Source organism: Kitasatospora sp. NPDC004669, from assembly GCF_040609455.1.
Classification (GTDB): Bacteria; Actinomycetota; Actinomycetes; order Streptomycetales; family Streptomycetaceae; genus Kitasatospora.
This window is the reverse complement of sequence record NZ_JBEXKB010000019.1, coordinates 44,391-59,741: the sequence shown is the minus strand read 5'-3', so window position 1 is coordinate 59,741 and position 15,351 is coordinate 44,391. Positions and strand designations below refer to the sequence as shown.

15 protein-coding genes and 1 pseudogene are annotated in these 15,351 nt (G+C 72.5%); 11 read left to right on the top strand and 5 right to left on the bottom strand.

The annotated features are described in order from the left end of the window. Positions 1-41: 41 nt before the first annotated feature. Positions 42-1,343, bottom strand: a complete 1,302-nt coding sequence (locus tag ABZW30_RS18350) for an MFS transporter (RefSeq protein ID WP_355672137.1) — start codon at positions 1,341-1,343, stop codon at positions 42-44. Positions 1,344-1,529: 186 nt separating this feature from the next. Here ABZW30_RS18350 and ABZW30_RS18345 point away from each other — a divergent pair, with 186 nt between their 5' ends. Together ABZW30_RS18345 and ABZW30_RS18340 are read left to right on the top strand one after the other, a co-directional pair. After that, the gene (locus tag ABZW30_RS18345; protein WP_355672136.1) at positions 1,530-2,288 is read left to right on the top strand and encodes a phosphoglyceromutase; all 759 of its coding nucleotides are present in this window, start codon (positions 1,530-1,532) and stop codon (positions 2,286-2,288) included. Positions 2,289-2,496: 208 nt separating this feature from the next. Further along, positions 2,497-2,610, top strand: a pseudogene (locus tag ABZW30_RS18340) (lytic polysaccharide monooxygenase); the annotation flags it as partial. Positions 2,611-2,707: 97 nt separating this feature from the next. On the opposite strand, the gene ABZW30_RS18335 reads toward ABZW30_RS18340, so the two are convergent. Together ABZW30_RS18335 and phoU are read right to left on the bottom strand one after the other, a co-directional pair. After that, a complete protein-coding gene (locus tag ABZW30_RS18335) occupies positions 2,708-2,887 on the bottom strand; it encodes a hypothetical protein (RefSeq protein ID WP_355672135.1) in 180 nt (59 codons plus the stop codon). A gap of 166 nt (positions 2,888-3,053) precedes the next feature. Continuing rightward, positions 3,054-3,743 carry a phosphate signaling complex protein PhoU gene (gene phoU / locus ABZW30_RS18330; RefSeq protein ID WP_355672134.1) on the bottom strand — a complete coding sequence of 230 codons (690 nt, stop codon included), beginning with the start codon at positions 3,741-3,743 and terminating at the stop codon, positions 3,054-3,056. Positions 3,744-4,049: 306 nt separating this feature from the next. Between phoU and ABZW30_RS18325 the strand changes: the two genes are divergently transcribed. Both ABZW30_RS18325 and ABZW30_RS18320 read left to right on the top strand, forming a co-directional pair. After that, positions 4,050-5,480: an ATP-binding protein gene (locus ABZW30_RS18325; protein ID WP_355672133.1), complete on the top strand. Its 1,431-nt coding sequence runs from the start codon at positions 4,050-4,052 to the stop codon at positions 5,478-5,480. Between the two features lie 2 nt (positions 5,481-5,482). Continuing rightward, positions 5,483-6,178 carry a response regulator transcription factor gene (locus tag ABZW30_RS18320; protein ID WP_031069385.1) on the top strand — a complete coding sequence of 232 codons (696 nt, stop codon included), beginning with the start codon at positions 5,483-5,485 and terminating at the stop codon, positions 6,176-6,178. 117 nt (positions 6,179-6,295) lie between these two features. Here the strand turns inward: ABZW30_RS18320 and ABZW30_RS18315 are convergent, their stop codons facing one another. Continuing rightward, on the bottom strand, positions 6,296-7,009 hold the full coding sequence (locus ABZW30_RS18315) for a DUF461 domain-containing protein (RefSeq protein WP_355672132.1): 714 nt from the start codon (positions 7,007-7,009) through the stop codon (positions 6,296-6,298). A gap of 429 nt (positions 7,010-7,438) precedes the next feature. On the opposite strand from ABZW30_RS18315, the gene ABZW30_RS18310 reads away from it, so the two are divergent. The 7 genes from ABZW30_RS18310 (at position 7,439) to ABZW30_RS18280 (ending at position 14,432) form a co-directional block, all read left to right on the top strand. Then, entirely contained in the window at positions 7,439-7,921 is a 483-nt protein-coding gene (locus ABZW30_RS18310) for a CarD family transcriptional regulator (protein WP_030244332.1), read from the top strand. A 305-nt stretch (positions 7,922-8,226) separates the two neighbouring features. Further along, entirely contained in the window at positions 8,227-8,952 is a 726-nt protein-coding gene (gene ispD, locus ABZW30_RS18305) for a 2-C-methyl-D-erythritol 4-phosphate cytidylyltransferase (RefSeq protein ID WP_355672131.1), read from the top strand. Beyond that, complete coding sequence (gene ispF, locus ABZW30_RS18300; RefSeq protein WP_355672130.1) at positions 8,942-9,433, top strand: 2-C-methyl-D-erythritol 2,4-cyclodiphosphate synthase; 492 nt, start codon at positions 8,942-8,944, stop codon at positions 9,431-9,433. Before ispD ends, ispF begins: the two co-directional genes overlap by 11 nt. Before the next feature lie 146 nt (positions 9,434-9,579). Beyond that, on the top strand, positions 9,580-9,975 hold the full coding sequence (locus ABZW30_RS18295) for a PPOX class F420-dependent oxidoreductase (protein ID WP_355672129.1): 396 nt from the start codon (positions 9,580-9,582) through the stop codon (positions 9,973-9,975). Positions 9,976-10,069: 94 nt separating this feature from the next. Then, on the top strand, positions 10,070-11,464 hold the full coding sequence (cysS, locus tag ABZW30_RS18290) for a cysteine--tRNA ligase (protein WP_355672128.1): 1,395 nt from the start codon (positions 10,070-10,072) through the stop codon (positions 11,462-11,464). A gap of 136 nt (positions 11,465-11,600) precedes the next feature. Further along, positions 11,601-12,593: a 23S rRNA (guanosine(2251)-2'-O)-methyltransferase RlmB gene (rlmB, locus tag ABZW30_RS18285; protein ID WP_355672127.1), complete on the top strand. Its 993-nt coding sequence runs from the start codon at positions 11,601-11,603 to the stop codon at positions 12,591-12,593. A gap of 168 nt (positions 12,594-12,761) precedes the next feature. Beyond that, the gene (locus ABZW30_RS18280; protein ID WP_355672126.1) at positions 12,762-14,432 is read left to right on the top strand and encodes a DoxX family membrane protein; all 1,671 of its coding nucleotides are present in this window, start codon (positions 12,762-12,764) and stop codon (positions 14,430-14,432) included. Positions 14,433-14,521: 89 nt separating this feature from the next. Here ABZW30_RS18280 and ABZW30_RS18275 read toward each other — a convergent pair whose 3' ends face one another. Next, positions 14,522-15,310 carry a nucleotidyltransferase family protein gene (locus ABZW30_RS18275; protein ID WP_355672125.1) on the bottom strand — a complete coding sequence of 263 codons (789 nt, stop codon included), beginning with the start codon at positions 15,308-15,310 and terminating at the stop codon, positions 14,522-14,524. Positions 15,311-15,351 lie beyond the last annotated feature (41 nt).

Below are 15,351 nucleotides of genomic sequence, written 5' to 3'. Positions count from 1 at the left end.
GGTCCTCGCCGACTCCGACAAGGACCCGGGGGACAGGCTCTCTAGGCGCCCGCCGGAGCCTTCTCGGCCTCCGCGGCGGGCGCCGCCACCTCGGTCACCGCGTCGGTGCGGCGCCCGGCCGCGCCGGTCCGGCGGGCCAGCGCCACGTACCCGAGCGCCGCGACCGTGCCGACCACCCCGCAGGCCAGCCAGAGCACGGCCGGCCCGGCGTACTGGAGCAGCAGCCCGCCGCCCGCCGGGCCGAGCAGTGAGGCGAGCGACCAGGACAGCGAGTAGACGCCCTGGTACCGGCCGCGCGCGTGGGTGGGCGCCAGCTCGGCGATCAGGCCCATCATCACCGGCGTGTGGAGGATCTCCCCGACCGTCCAGACCCCCACCGAGAGCGCGAACAGCCACGCCGAGGACCCGGCCAGCGCGGCCAGCCCGAAGCCCCAGCCGGTGAGCAGGCAGCTGGCGATCAGCAGCCCGGTCCGCGAGCGGCCCTCCATCCACCGGGTGAGCGGGATCTGCAGCACCACGATCAGCAGCCCGTTCAGTCCGATGACCAGCCCGTACTCGGTGGACGTGACGCCCGAGGCGCCCATGTCCACGGCCAGCGTGGTGCTGCCCTGCTGGAAGAGCAGGGCGACCAGCAGGGTCAGCCCGACCAGCGCCATGAACGGGGCGTCCCGGAGCACGGTGAGCAGGCTGGTCCTCGGCTCCTCGGCGCCGGCCGCCTGGCCGGTCGGGGTCTGCGGCTTGGTCTCCGGGATCCGGATGAAGATCACCACCGCGCAGACCAGCGTGGTCAGCGCGTCCAGCAGGAAGAGCGTGAGGTAGCCGTGGGTGGCGATCAGGCCGGCTGCGGCGGCCGAGAGGCCGAAGCCGATGTTGATCGCCCAGTAGTTCAGCGAGTACGCCCGGACCCGGTCCTCGGCCGGGACGAGGTCCGCGATGATCGCCGAGGTGGGCGGCCGGGTCGCGTTGTTGCACAGGCCCACCAGGAAGGCCACCACGGCGATCGCCACCTGGCCGTCCATGAAGCCGAGCACGGCGGTGGACAGCGCGGTGCCGAGTTGGGCGGCGACCAGCGTCGGCCGGCGCCCGATCCGGTCGGTCAGCACGCCCGCGCCGACCGCCGAGATCGCCGAGCCGAGGCCGAACAGCGAGGCCACCAGACCCGCGTAGGAGGGCGAGTACCCCCGCTCGGCGGTCAGGTAGAGCGCGAGGAAGGTGACGACGAACGATCCGAGGCGGTTCACCAGCGTGCTCACCCAGAGCCACCAGAACTGCCGTGGCAGCCCGCCCACCGTCTCCCGCACCACTCTTCGGATCCGGGGGTTGCTGACCAGGCTGACGAGCATGTGGGGGCTCCTGATGGCAGGCGTCCGCTGAGCGGCAGGGGCAGGCCCGCTCAGCCGACTCATGTAAGTGGCAGATGCGCAGGGCACACATTACCCGCGGGGCGAAGGTCCCCACCAGGGATTTCCCGGCCCTCCACCAAAAGGTCCCCACCAGGGGTTTTCCGGCCCTCCACTAAGCTGGGGCCCATGGCTGACACGACGTACCGACTCATCCTGCTCCGCCACGGCGAGAGCCAGTGGAACCAGAAGAACCTGTTCACCGGTTGGGTCGACGTCGACCTCAACGAGAAGGGCGAGAAGGAGGCGGCCCGCGGTGGCGAGCTCCTGTCCGCCGAGGGTCTGCTCCCCGACGTGGTGCACACCTCGCTGCTGCGCCGCGCCATCCGCACCTCGCAGATCGCCCTGGACAAGGCCGACCGGCACTGGATCCCGGTCAGTCGCAGCTGGCGTCTGAACGAGCGCCACTACGGTGCGCTGCAGGGCAAGGACAAGGCCCAGACCCTGGCCGAGTTCGGCGAGGAGCAGTTCCAGCTGTGGCGCCGCTCCTACGACACCCCGCCGCCGGCCCTGGCCGACGACAACGAGTACTCGCAGGCCGGTGACGCCCGCTACGCCGAGATCCCGAGCGAGCTGCGTCCGCGCACCGAGTGCCTGAAGGACGTCGTCGAGCGGATGCTCCCGTACTGGTACGACGCCATCGTCCCGGACCTCGCCGCCGGCAAGACCGTCCTGGTCACCGCCCACGGCAACAGCCTGCGCGCGCTGGTCAAGCACCTCGACGGCATCTCCGACGCCGACATCGCCGGCCTGAACATCCCCACCGGCATCCCGTTGGTCTACGAGCTCGACGCCGACTTCAAGCCGGTCGTCGCCGGTGGCCGCTACCTCGACGCCGAGGCCGCCGCCGCCGCCATCGAGGCGGTCAAGAACCAGGGCAAGAAGTAACCCACTTGCCGAAACGGCCCCTTACCTGCGCGTTTGGCGCTGGTGAGGGGCCGTCGTCATTCCCGGGCCGTCTGTGGGCCGTCAGCCTTCGCGATCTTGGTGATGGTTCAGACCATTGACGGGTGGTGGCGGAGGCTCCTGCCGTGAGGGCGCCGGACTGGCGCAGGCATGCCAAGGATTCCGCTGCCTTGGGCCGCCGCACCCCCACAGCCACATCGCGACCGTCCCGGGCGGGCGCACCGGCCGCCAGGTGGTCGTCGCCGTCCGGACGATCGCCGACACGGGGAATGCCTTCTACTCCTGCACCGACGTCCAGTTCTGACGGTTCCGGCCACCGAAACGGACCTGACCGCCGGAACGGACGAGGTGCACGGCCGCCCGGCGGCCGTGCACCTCGTGACTCCTCGGCGGCGGATGCCTCAGTGGCCGCCGCAGCAGCCGCCGTCCGCACCGCCGCACTGGCAGGGCGCGCCGGACTGGCAGCCGCAGCCGCAGCCCGGTCCGCAGCCGCAGCCGGCCGCGAGGACGGGCAACAGCTTCGGGGTGGGCGGCTCGACGGTGTTGTGGGCTGGTGCCGGTCGGGTCGGGTTGGCCTTCATCGAGCTCTTCCCTCCTTCTGACGGGCACACTCCTGTGCCCCCAACGTCGAGTGAAGCCGCCGATCGGAGGGAGCGTCAATGGGCGCGCAGTGGTGGGGTGCGCGGAAGGCCGTGCACCCACACCACCCTCGCCGCAGGTTTACTCACCCCCGGGGGTGAGCGGCGGTCACTCCGCCCCGGCGGCCTCCGCGGCCTCGGTGGCGGCCACGAACTCGGCCACGTGCTCGCCGGTCACCAGGTACACCACGCGCTTGGCGACCGACACGGCGTGGTCCGCGAAGCGCTCGTAGTAGCGGCCGACCAGGGTGATGTCGACGGCGGTCTCGATGCCGTGGTGCCAGCGCTCGTCGATCAGGTGCGACAGCAGCTCGCGGTGCAGGCTGTCGATGGCGTCGTCGTCCTGCTCCAGCTCCAGGGCCTTGTCGACGTCCTTGGTGGCGATCACCAGGCCGGCCTTGGCGACCAGTCTCTGGGCGAGCTGGCCCATCTCCAGGACGGTGGAGTGCAGGTCGGCGGGCACGGCCGACTCGGGGTAGCGCATCCGCGCGACCTTGGCGACGTGCCGGGCGAGGTCGCCGCAGCGCTCCAGGTCGGCGCTCATCCGCAGCGAGGTGACCACGATGCGCAGGTCGGTGGCGACGGGCTGCTGCCGGGCGAGCAGATCGATGGCGCGGTTCTCCAGCTCGTGGTGGAGGTCGTTGATCTTCTCGTCGGCGGCGATGACGCTCTCCGCCAGCGCCAGGTCCGCGTCGAGGAGTGCGGTGGTGGCCCGGCCCATGGCCGAGCCGGCCAGTCGCGCCATCTCGACCAGGCTGTCGCCGATCGAGTCCAGTTCCTCGTGGTACGCGTCGCGCATGTTCTCTCCTCAGTAGCTGTGTCGGTGGCGGTGCCGACCGGTCGGCCCGTCCGACCGTCGTTTCGGCGTTCGGGCGACCGCTGCTGGTGGCGCGAATGGTACGCGCACACCTGAGACCGTGGCCGCTGTCCGGCACACGGTTCTCTCCCACACGGGCTGCGCGGCCAACTCTGTGCCGTTCGGGCGACGACGCACGGCCGGTGCGGTGAATCAGCAGCTACGTGAAGGTGAATTCTCGGCAACGCGTGGTCGATGCCTTGATCCAGCCCTTGGGGAGTGGCCTGGCCGTGCGCTTACGCTGGCCACATGGACGTGAACGTGGCCGCTGCCGCCGCCTGTGCCATAGCCGGGCTCGGCGTAGGCCTCACCGCCTCCATCGCCTTCCGTTGGAGCGAGCGCGAGCAGGCCAAGGGCAAGCACACCGGCGGCAGGCATTACGGCCGGTACCAGGCACTGGGCGCCGGCACCCCGGAACCCCCGCTGCCGCCGGGGGTCGACACCGTACTCTCCGTGCTCCGCTCCTGCGCGATCGTGCTGGGCGAGGGCGACGAGGTGGTCAAGGCCAGCTCGGCGGCGTACGCGATGGGCCTGGTGCGCGGCGGCGCGGTCGCCGTGGACCAGATGCTCGCGCTGGCCCGCGCCACCCGCCGGGACGGCGAGATCCGGCAGGTCGAGCTGGAGGTGCCCCGCCCCGGAGCGGCCCGCGCGGCCGAGCCGCTCGCGGTGTCCGTCCGGGTCGCCCCGCTGGGCTCCCGGCTGGTGCTGGTGCTGGTCGAGGACCAGACCGAGCGCCGTCGGGTGGAGGCCGTCCGCCGGGACTTCGTGGCCAACGTCAGCCATGAGCTCAAGACCCCGGTCGGCGCCCTGTCGCTGCTCTCCGAGGCGGTCGCCGACGCGGCCGACGACCCGGAGGCGGTGCAGCGCTTCGCCGGCCGGATGCAGGTCGAGGCGACCAGGCTGGCCAGCCTGGTGCAGGAGATCATCGACCTCTCCCGGGTCCAGGACGACCGGCTGATGGTCGACCCGGAGCCGGTCGCGGTGGACGAGTTGATCGCCGAGGCGATCGACCGCTGCCGCCAGCAGGCCGCCACCAAGCAGATCCTGATCGCGGCCGGCGGCATCGCCGGGCTCTACCTGCACGGCAACCGCGGCCAGCTCGCCGCCGCGCTCGGCAACCTGGTGGAGAACGCCGTCAACTACAGCCCGCCCCGCACCCGGGTGGCGATCGCCACCCGCCGGATCTCCAGCGCCGCGGCGCTCGGCGAGGCGGACGGCGAGCTGATCGAGATCTCGGTGACCGACCAGGGCATCGGGATCTCCGAGAAGGACCGCGAGCGGGTCTTCGAGCGCTTCTACCGGGTCGACCCGGCCCGCTCCCGGCAGACCGGCGGCACCGGCCTCGGCCTGTCCATCGTCAAGCACGTCGCCGCCTCGCACGGCGGCACCGTCTCGGTGTGGAGCGTCGAGGGCCAGGGGTCGACCTTCACCGTCCGCCTGCCCGCCGGACAGGCGCCCGCCGACGACGAATTCGACGACGACCGGCTCGACGAGGACCTCGACACCGAGGACCGCGACACCGAAGGACTCGACGACGAGCCCGGCGACCACACCGCCCGGCCCGCCGCCGTACCCCGAACTCTCACCGCGGACCGTACGCACGGTACGGCCCGTTCGCTCCCCGCCGGGGAGCGGGAAGAACCCCTGACAACCACAACCCAGCGTGCCCCGGAGGCCTGATCGTGACCCGAGTACTGGTGGTCGAGGACGAGGAGTCGTTCAGCGACGCCCTCTCGTACATGCTTCGCAAGGAGGGCTTCGAGGTGGCCGTCGCCGCCACCGGCCCCGACGCCCTGGAGCAGTTCGAACGCAATGGCGCGGACCTCGTCCTGCTCGACCTGATGCTGCCGGGCCTGCCGGGCACCGAGGTCTGCCGCCAGCTCCGGGTGCGTTCCAACGTCCCGGTGATCATGGTGACCGCCAAGGACAGCGAGATCGACAAGGTCGTCGGGCTGGAGATAGGCGCTGACGACTACGTCACCAAGCCGTACTCCACCCGTGAGCTGGTCGCCCGGATCCGCGCGGTGCTGCGCCGCCGCGGCGAGGACGGCGGCGCGGGCGACAACGGCGGCGGTCCGGGTGCCCTGGAGGCGGGCCCGGTCCGGATGGACGTGGACCGGCACGTGGTGACCGTGGACGGCGCCAAGGTCGACCTGCCGCTCAAGGAGTTCGACCTGCTGGAGATGCTGCTGCGCAACGCGGGCCGGGTGCTCACCCGCATGCAGCTGATCGACCGGGTCTGGGGCGCGGACTACGTCGGCGACACCAAGACCCTGGACGTCCACGTGAAGCGCCTGCGGGCCAAGATCGAGCCCGACCCGGGCGCGCCGCGCTACCTGGTCACCGTCCGCGGCCTCGGCTACAAGTTCGAGCCGTAAGCCGTAGACCGCGGGAACGTACGGACGCGGAGGGCCCCCGCCGGCACTGGCGGGGGCCCTCCGCGTGAGCGGCCTTCCGCGGGCCCGGGAAGGGCCCGCGGGAGGCGGTGTGCTGCGTCAGTGCGCGGCCGGAGCGGTCGCCGACGCGGTGGCGGGAGCGATCGGAGTGGCCGCACCGGTGGTGGTCCCGGCCATCGGGGTGCCGGTGGCGCCCGGGGTGGTGGCGCCGGCGGACGGGGCGGCCGCCGGGGCGGTCGCGGCCGGGGAGGCCGGGGTGACGCTCTTGGTCGGGACGGCCGCCGGGGTCGGGACGGCCGCCGGGGTCGGGCCGAAGCCCGCGTAGATGCCCGCGTTCGGGCTCACACCGGCCTGGGCGTCGACCTTCTGGCCGTCCTTGAAGGTGAAGGTGGTGGTGGCGAAGCCGCCGACGTGCACGGCGGCCGAGGCGACGGTGGCGGACGGGTTGCCCTGACCGCCGATCGCCACTGAGCCGCCGGCCGGGATGACGATGCCGGGCAGCGGAGCACCCGCGGCGTCCGCGAGGGAGGCGCTGCTGGTGCCGACGGTGATCGACTGCAGCTCGGCCGGGACGGCGGCCGTGTTGGAGATGGTGACGACCACGTTGGCGGCGCCCGTGTAGTCACCCGAGGCACCCACCCCGGTGACGACCACGATGTTGTTCAGCCGGAGGTTCGTCCCGATGGTCGCCGCCGCGTTGTCGGGCTTGATCTGCAGGGTGTCCGGCGTGGTGCTTGCGGCGCAGGACGACAGCGAGGCGATGGCGATGGCGGCGATGGCGGCGATGCTGCCGCGTCGAAGGCTGCGGCTCACGGCGGCGGCTTCTCCCTAGGTCACGTGTCGATCAGGTCAGGTCTCAGATTATCGACCTCACTTATGCGCTCCTCACGGGGTGGTCCCCGTGTCGCACTCCCGGGGCCGCTCCGGGGCCGTCCGGCGGTACCGGCGTCATGTCCGGGTCACGACGGGGACAAGCTTCGACCAAGATCGAATAACGATTGGGTCGCGGCTCGAAAGATGGCGAAAGCTCAAGATCCAATCACGGTTGCGGGGGTGTTGCGCAAGGGTTTCATCGGGCGCCGGAACCGCCTCCGACCTGCGGGAAGCCCGTCTCGAACATCGGTCGCAGCACGTCATGGGGGTCCTTGTCAAGCCCCGAGACCGGCCCTGACCTGCGAAAACGCCCTTCGGGTGCACCGCGAGGCGTGTTATTCTGGAAAGCCACGGAAGGGGTCCTGTCACATGACGTTCAAGGTTGGCGACACGGTGGTCTACCCCCATCACGGGGCCGCGCTGATCGAGGCCATCGAAATTCGCCAGATCAAAGGTGTGGACAAGACCTACCTGGTGCTCAAGGTGCAGCAGGGAGACCTGACGCTCCGCGTGCCCGCCGAGAACGCGGAGTTCGTCGGCGTGCGCGATGTGGTCGGCCAGGAGGGTCTGGACCGGGTCTTCGAGGTGCTGCGCGCACCGTACACCGAAGAGCCGACCAACTGGTCCCGTCGCTACAAGGCGAACCTGGAGAAGCTCGCTTCGGGCGACGTTATCAAGGTCGCCGAGGTTGTGCGCGACCTCTGGCGTCGCGAGCGCGAGCGCGGCCTCTCGGCCGGCGAGAAGCGGATGCTCGCGAAGGCGCGCCAGATCCTCGTCAGCGAACTCGCGCTGGCGGAGAACACCAACGAGGACAAGGCGGAGACGCTGCTCGACGAGGTCCTCGCCTCGTAGTGCAGTCGGCCTCGTAGTGCAGTCGGGCTGCCGCCCACCGCTCACAGCGCCCGGTGCCGGCGCGCCGCTCCCAGGACGAAGTGTCCAAGGGTGGTGCAGTGGCACTTCGGGCGCTGAGGCGTGTCCGGACGACGCCTCCCACCCGAGCCGGTCCAGGCCTGCAAGACCGTTTTCGCGGAGTTGTGCGGCGGGCGGTGGACCATGGTTCTTCGGAAGGGGCCCGGGCGCCCGCCGGGCACGCCAAGGCCATACCCACTTCGCCGAAGGAGTGAAACCTGAACGCCTCAGCAGCAGTCGCAGCAGCAGTGGTGCCCGCCGCCGGACGCGGTGAGCGGCTGGGGCCCGGAGCCCCGAAGGCCCTGCGGGAACTGGGCGGCGTGCCGCTCCTGGTGCACGCCGTACGGGCCCTGGCGCGCAGCCGGGCGGTCGGCCTGGTCGTGGTCGCCGCGCCCGCCGACGGGGTGGCCGAGGTGGTCGCCCTGCTGGACAGCCACGGGCTGGACGGCAAGGACATCCGGGTGGTGGCCGGCGGCGCGACCCGCCAGGAGTCGGTCCGGCTCGGACTGGACGCGATCCCGGAGGACGTGGAGATCGTCCTGGTGCACGACGCGGCCCGCCCGCTCGTCCCGGTCGAGGTGGTGGACGCCGTCGCGGCCGCCGTCCGGGCCGGGGCCGAGGCGGTGGTGCCCGCGGTGCCGCTGGCCGACACCGTGAAGCGGGTCGAGCCGAACCCGGGCCGTCCCGAGCCGGTCGTCGACACGCCCGAGCGGGCCACCCTGCGCGCGGTGCAGACCCCGCAGGGCTTCGACCGGGCCACCCTGGTCGAGGTGCACGCCAAGGCGCTGGCCGAGGAGGCCGCGGGCGGCGCCGACGCCCCGGCCGTCACCGACGACGCCGGTCTGGTGGAGCGCTACGGCGGCCGGGTCGTCGTGGTGCCCGGCCACGAGGAGGCGTTCAAGGTCACCCGTCCGTTGGACCTCGTGCTCGCCGAGGCCGTACTCGCCCGCCGGAGGGCCGCCGATGCCTACTGAGCCGTTGATCTCCCGGGTCGGGATCGGTACCGATGTGCACGCCTTCGAGGCGGGCCGCCCGCTCTGGGTGGCCGGACTGGAGTGGCCGGACGCCGAGTTCGGGCTCTCCGGGCACTCGGACGCGGACGTCGCCGCGCACGCCGCCTGTGACGCGCTGTTCTCGGCCGCCGGAATCGGCGACCTGGGCGCCCACTTCGGCACCGACCGCCCGGAGTGGGCCGGTGCCTCCGGGGTGAAGCTGCTCGGCGAGGCGGCCCGGCTGGTCCGCGAGGCGGGCTTCGAGATCGGCAACGTCGCGGTCCAGGTGATCGGCGTCCGGCCGAAGATCGGCAAGCGCCGGGCCGAGGCGCAGGCCGCGCTGTCCGGGGCGGCCGGTGCGCCGGTCTCGGTCTCCGGCACCACCACCGACGGTCTGGGCCTGACCGGCCGGGCCGAGGGGCTGGCCGCGATCGCCACCGCCCTGGTGTACGAACGGCGTTGAGCGGGGTTTCGGTCGGCGGGGCGGAAATACCCGACTGCTGACGGGTGTTCACCAGGTGCCGCGGGGACCGGATCGCTAATGTGCGAGACGGGCCCGCGCGGAGCTCGCCTCGGGTCCGTACCGCCGCCGACGAGAAGAGGTTTCCGATGGGAGTCGAACTTTCCGACAAGGCCAAGGCGTTGATCGACGGCAAGAGCTTCGCCGTGATCTCCACGATCCAGCCCGACGGCAGCCCCCAGTCCTCCGTGGTCTGGGTCAAGCGGGACGGCGACGACATCCTGTTCTCCACGGTCGAGGGTCGCCGCAAGCACCTCAACCTGGTGAAGGACCCGCGTGTCTCGCTGGTGATCAACCCGCCGGAGAGCCCGTACGAGTATCTGGAGGCGCGCGGCTCGGTGACGATGACCACCGAGGGCGGCCGGGAGCTGATCAACGAGCTGGCCGCCAAGTACCGCGGCGTGGACGCCTACACCTGGGACGGCCCGGACGACGTCCGGGTGGTCGTCCGGCTCAGCCCGCGCAAGGTGGTCGGCGGCATCTGACCGGCACGGCCGAGTCGCGTTTCCCCGGGGGTGCGGCCCGTCATTCCCGGGGGATGTCGCGGGGCACCCCCCGCTGCCCACTACGCTTGACGCTGTGAGCATTCGTCTGTACGACACCAGCACCCGCCAGGTACGCGACTTCGTCCCGCTTGTGCCGGGTTGTGTCTCGATCTACCTGTGCGGCGCTACCGTCCAGTCGGCGCCACACATCGGGCACGTCCGGTCCTACCTCAACTTCGACATCATGCAACGGTGGTTCGCCTACCGCGGCTACCAGGTGACCTTCGTCCGCAACGTCACCGACATCGACGACAAGATCATCGCCAAGGAGCGCGAGCTCGGCACTCCGTGGTGGCAGATCGGGTACGAGAACGAGCGCGCCTTCAACGAGGGTTACGACGCGCTCGGCTGCCTGCCGCCGACCGTCGAGCCGCGGGCCACCGGGCACATCCCCGAGATGATCGAGATGATGCAGGGGCTCATCGAGAAGGGCCACGCCTACGCGGCCGACGGCAACGTCTACTTCGACGTGAAGTCGTACCCCGACTACCTCGCGCTCTCCAACCAGAAGCTGGACGACCTGCGCCAGCCCGAGGGCGAGGGCGAGACCGGCAAGCGCGACCAGCGCGACTTCGCGATGTGGAAGACCGCCAAGCCGGGCGAGCCGAGCTGGGAGACCCCGTGGGGTCGCGGCCGTCCGGGCTGGCACCTGGAGTGCTCGGCGATGGCCCACAAGTACCTGGGCCCGGCCTTCGACATCCACGGCGGCGGGCTGGACCTGATCTTCCCGCACCACGAGAACGAGATCGCCCAGTCCAAGGCCTACGGCGACGACTTCGCCGGCTTCTGGGCGCACAACGCCTGGGTCACCATGGCCGGCGAGAAGATGAGCAAGTCGCTGGGCAACTCGGTGCTGGTCTCCGAGATGGTCCAGCGCTGGCGGCCGATCGTGCTCCGCTACTACCTGGGCGCCCCGCACTACCGCTCGATGATCGAGTACAGCGAGGAGTCGCTGCGCGAGGCCGAGGCCGGGTTCGGCCGGATCGAGGGCTTCATCCAGCGTGCCGTCGAGCGCTGCGGCAAGGTCGACGCGGCGCCCGAGGTGCCGCCGGCCTTCGCCGAGGCGATGGACGACGACTTCGGCGTGCCGCAGGCGCTCGCCGTCGTGCACACCGCGGTCCGCCAGGGCAACAGTGCCCTGAACGCGGACGACAAGGAGAGCGTGGTGGCGCGACTGGCCGAGGTCCGTGCGATGCTCGGTGTACTGGGCCTCGACCCGCTCGACCCGCACTGGGCCGGGGCGGAGCGTGGCGAGGACCTCCACGGCGTGGTCGACTCGCTGGTCCGCCTGGTCCTGGACCAGCGGCAGGCGGCGCGCGAGCGCAAGGACTTCGCCACCGCGGATGCCATCCGCGACCAGCTCGGCCTGGCCGGGCTGGCCATCGAGGACACCCCGTCCGGCCCGCGCTGGACGATCAACAGCCAGTAACCCCATCCGACGATCGGGGTGATGGGTGGGCCGTACCGGACCGGTGCGGCCCTCCCGCATGACGTAGCGCATGCCGTCGGCCGCCGCCGCACCGAGCGGAGCGGTCGGGCATGCCGGACAGACAGGAAGTACAGCCATGGCCGGCAACAGCCAGCGCAGGAACCGCCGCAACCCCGGATCGAAGAAGGGTGCGTCTGTCGGTACCGGCGGGCACAGCCGGAAGGCGCTGCAGGGCAAGGGCCCGACCCCGCCCGGTGAGGAGCGCAAGGGCCACCCCAAGCAGCGGGCCGCCAACGCCGCGCTGAAGCGCGAGCGGGACGCCAAGGCCCGGGCCGGCATGCGCCGGGCCGGCGGTGGCGGTCGCGGTGGTCGCGGCGGCGCGGGCAGCGCCGAGCTGGTCTTCGGCCGCAACTCGGTGGTCGAGGCCCTGCAGGGCGGCGTCCCCGCCAACGCGCTGTACGTCCAGCAGTTCATCGACACCGACGACCGCGTGCGCGAGGCCTTCCAGGCCGCCAACGACCGCGGCATCCCGCTGATGGAGGCCCCGCGCCCGCAGCTGGACCAGATGACCGGCGGGCTCAACCACCAGGGCCTGGTGCTGCAGGTCCCGCCGTACGAGTACGCGCACCCCGAGGACCTGCTGGAGGAGGCCGCCGACGCCGGCCAGGACGCGCTGATCATCGCCCTGGACGGGGTCACCGACTCGCGCAACCTGGGCGCCGTGGTCCGTTCCGCCGCCGCCTTCGGCGCGCACGGCGTGGTCATCCCCGAGCGCCGCGCGGCCGGCATGACCGCCGGTGCCTGGAAGACCTCCTCCGGTGCCGCGGCCCGGCTGCCCGTGGCCCGCGCCACCAACCTGACCCGCACCCTGGAGGCCTACCAGAAGGCCGGTCTGATGGTGGTCGGCCTGGCCGCCGACGGCGAGGCCGAGCTGGGCGACCTGGAGCTGCTGACCGGCCCGGTCGTGATCGTCGCGGGCAGCGAGGGCAAGGGCCTGTCCCGGCTGGTCTCGGAGACCTGCGACATGCGGGTGCGGATCCCGATGTCCGGGCTGACCGAGTCGCTGAACGCCGGTGTCGCGGCGGGCATCGTGCTGTACGAGGCCGCGCGGCTGCGCGCCAAGCGCTGAGCACACCCGGTGTTCTCTCCGCAGGAGATCTTCTGAATTCTCCGCGATCCCGGTGAAAAGCGATCGGGCCCGACCGGGTCCGATCGCTTTTTTCATGATCACTTCAAGTGTGCGCCGGACATCCACCCGGGAGAGTGTCCAAAGCGGCTGTCGCCCGGTTAGACGGGCGTGGACACCAGAACACCTCGGCGCCCCCTGTTCGGCGGTGGCAGTACCGGGATAGACGCGGGCCCCGGGCTCGACACCGTCAAGGTGCCGTCGGACCCGGCGCGCCTCAGCAGCACCCAGGCGAGCTTCCGGCTCCGGCTCGGCACCCCGACGGCGCCGCTGATCGAGGCCCCGGCCGGACTGCTGTCCAGCGGCGCCGCGTTCGGCGACCCGTACGCCAACCAGGGCCTGATCCGCCGTCCGCTGGTCACCCCGCAGGTCGTCGTGCCCGCCTCCGCCGTCCCGGTGCTGGTCGGGGCCGGCGGTGCGCCGCGCCGCAAGGGCCGGGTCACCGCCGTCACCTGGACCGGCCAGGCGGCCCCCGGGGACCTCGCGGCCACCCGGCTGCTGGAGGCGGTGCGCCAGAACGGCTCCCCGACCGGCGGCGGTATCGGCCTGGCCGAGGTGGACACCCAGGTGCTCCCGGCCTACGCCGGCGCCCGGACCGTTCCGCGCCAGCCGCGCGAGGGCACCGGCACCGCCACCGACGCGGGCGTCGGCCCGGTCGGCGAGCCGCACGGCTGGACCCCGAGCGGCGAGCTGCCCGAGGTCTCCGCCGTCGAGGCCGAGGGCAAGCAGCCCTGGTACCCCGGCCGCCGGGTCGACCTCGGCCTGGTGCTGCTGCCGCTGCGCGCGGTGCTCGGCTCGCTCTCGGTCTACGCCGGGTTCAGCAAGCTCTGCGACCCGGTGTACTTCGACGGCGGCGAGCGCGGCTCGATGATGCGCTGGCTCTCCTCGCTGCACCCGTGGAAGGTCGCCGAGCCGCTGCTCGCGTTCGCGATGGCGCACCCGGTGGGCTCCGGCCTGGTGGTGTCGTTCACCGAGATCGTGGCCGGCGTGCTGACCGTCCTGGGCCTGTGGCAGCGGCTCGCGGCCGGGGCGGCGATGCTGCTCTCCGCGGTGCTGCTGTTCACCGTCAGTTGGCGGGCCGTGCCGGTCTACGACGCGCCGGACCTGATCTTCCTCGCGGCGTGGAGTCCGCTGCTGATCGCCGGGGCGCCGTTCGCCTCACTGGACGGGCGGCTCAACCTGGAGGCCTGGCGCCGCGTCGGCGCGGGCGCGCCGGGCGCGCTGCGCCGCCGGGTGCTGCGCCGGGGCTCGGTGGTCACCACCGTCGTGGTCGGCCTGACCCTGCTGCTCGGCTCGATGCTGGGCGCGGCCGTCCGTACCGGCGCCCGGCCGCACCAGCAGGCACCGGCCCGCCCGGCCACCGACTACGGCACCCCGGTCTGGCCGTCGGGCAGCCCGTCCGGCGCCCCGGGCGGCCAGGGCACGTCCACCTCGCCCTCGCCCGCCGCCCCGCGCCCGGCCACCCCGACGCCGAGCGCGACCGCCTCGTCCAGCGCCCCCGGCGCCAAGTCGACCGGTGCCACGCCGAGCGGCAAGCACTCCGGCAAGACGGAGAACGGGGCGGGCTCCTCCCCGGCGTCGGCGGCCCCGTCCGCGGCCTCCGCGGGCGGCTCCGCGCCGGCCCAGCGCAGCACCCCGGCCGCCGGCGGCTCGGGTGCCGCGTCCAAGCCGAGCCCGAGCAGCGGCTCCGGGCTGCTCGGCGGGGTGCTGGGCAGCGGCCCGCTGGCCGACCTGTCCGGTGGCGGGAACTCCTCCCGGCCGGGGACACCGACGGCGACCTGACGTCCCGTCCCGTCCCCGTCCCCCGGCACGACGGCGGGGTGCTCCGTGGGGGAGCACCCCGCCGTCGTGCTGTCGGCGGAGTCGTGCCGTCAGCGGGAGATGTCGCGGTGCGCGGCGAGCTCCTTGGCCGCCTCGGTGAGGTCCTTCGCCGTGTCGATGGCGCGCCAGTACACGCCCTGCGGCAGCTGGTAGCCCGCCAGCCGCTTGCCGCGGGCGAGTTGGGGGAAGGTGGTGCGCTCGTGGTCGCCCACGTCCGGCAGCAGCTCGGCGAACTCCGGGCTGAACACGTACAGGCCGGCGTTGATCAGGAAGGGTGAGGGCGGGGCCTCGATGAAGTCCAGCACATTGCCGAACTGGTCGGTCTCCACGGCGCCCCAGGGAATCCGCGGCCGGGCCAGCGCGAGCGTCGCGACGGCGTCCCGCTCGTGGTGGAAGGCGGCCATGTCGCGCAGGCTGAAGCGGGTCCAGATGTCGCCGTTGGTGGCGTACCAGGGCTCGTCCGGGCGGGGCAGCGCCTTGGCCGCGTACTTGAGGCCGCCGCCGCGCCCGAGCGGCTCCGCCTCGACCACCGTACGGACCCGCAGCGGCAGGTCCGCCCTGTCGAGCCACTCCTCCAGCACGTCGGCGAGGTGCCCGCAGGAGACCACGACGTCGGTGACGCCCTCGGCGGCCAGCCAGGCCAGCTGGTGGCCGAGGATCGGAGTGCCCGTCCCCGGGATCTCGACCAGCGGCTTGGGGCGGTCGTCCGTGTAGGGGCGCAACCGGGAGCCCTGCCCGCCGGCCAGGATGACGGTCTGGGTGACGGGCGTCGTGGTCGGCCGGGGCTGGTGAGACTGTGGGGACACGAGGTCGGTGGTGGGGCCGGAGTCAGCGGTCATGCCTGAACGATAAGGCGCCTGCGGCGTCTTTCGTCGGCCCT

Coding starts and splice junctions, on each gene's coding strand:
- ABZW30_RS18310 (WP_030244332.1), top strand. CDS start 7,439: ATGACGTTCAAGGTTGGCGACACGGTGGTCTACCCCCATCACGGGGCC.
- ABZW30_RS18335 (WP_355672135.1), bottom strand. CDS start 2,887: ATGAAGGCCAACCCGACCCGACCGGCACCAGCCCACAACACCGTCGAG.
- ABZW30_RS18345 (WP_355672136.1), top strand. CDS start 1,530: ATGGCTGACACGACGTACCGACTCATCCTGCTCCGCCACGGCGAGAGC.
- rlmB (WP_355672127.1), top strand. CDS start 11,601: ATGGCCGGCAACAGCCAGCGCAGGAACCGCCGCAACCCCGGATCGAAG.
- ispF (WP_355672130.1), top strand. CDS start 8,942: ATGCCTACTGAGCCGTTGATCTCCCGGGTCGGGATCGGTACCGATGTG.
- phoU (WP_355672134.1), bottom strand. CDS start 3,743: ATGCGCGACGCGTACCACGAGGAACTGGACTCGATCGGCGACAGCCTG.
- ABZW30_RS18350 (WP_355672137.1), bottom strand. CDS start 1,343: ATGCTCGTCAGCCTGGTCAGCAACCCCCGGATCCGAAGAGTGGTGCGG.
- ABZW30_RS18275 (WP_355672125.1), bottom strand. CDS start 15,310: ATGACCGCTGACTCCGGCCCCACCACCGACCTCGTGTCCCCACAGTCT.
- ABZW30_RS18295 (WP_355672129.1), top strand. CDS start 9,580: ATGGGAGTCGAACTTTCCGACAAGGCCAAGGCGTTGATCGACGGCAAG.
- ABZW30_RS18325 (WP_355672133.1), top strand. CDS start 4,050: ATGGACGTGAACGTGGCCGCTGCCGCCGCCTGTGCCATAGCCGGGCTC.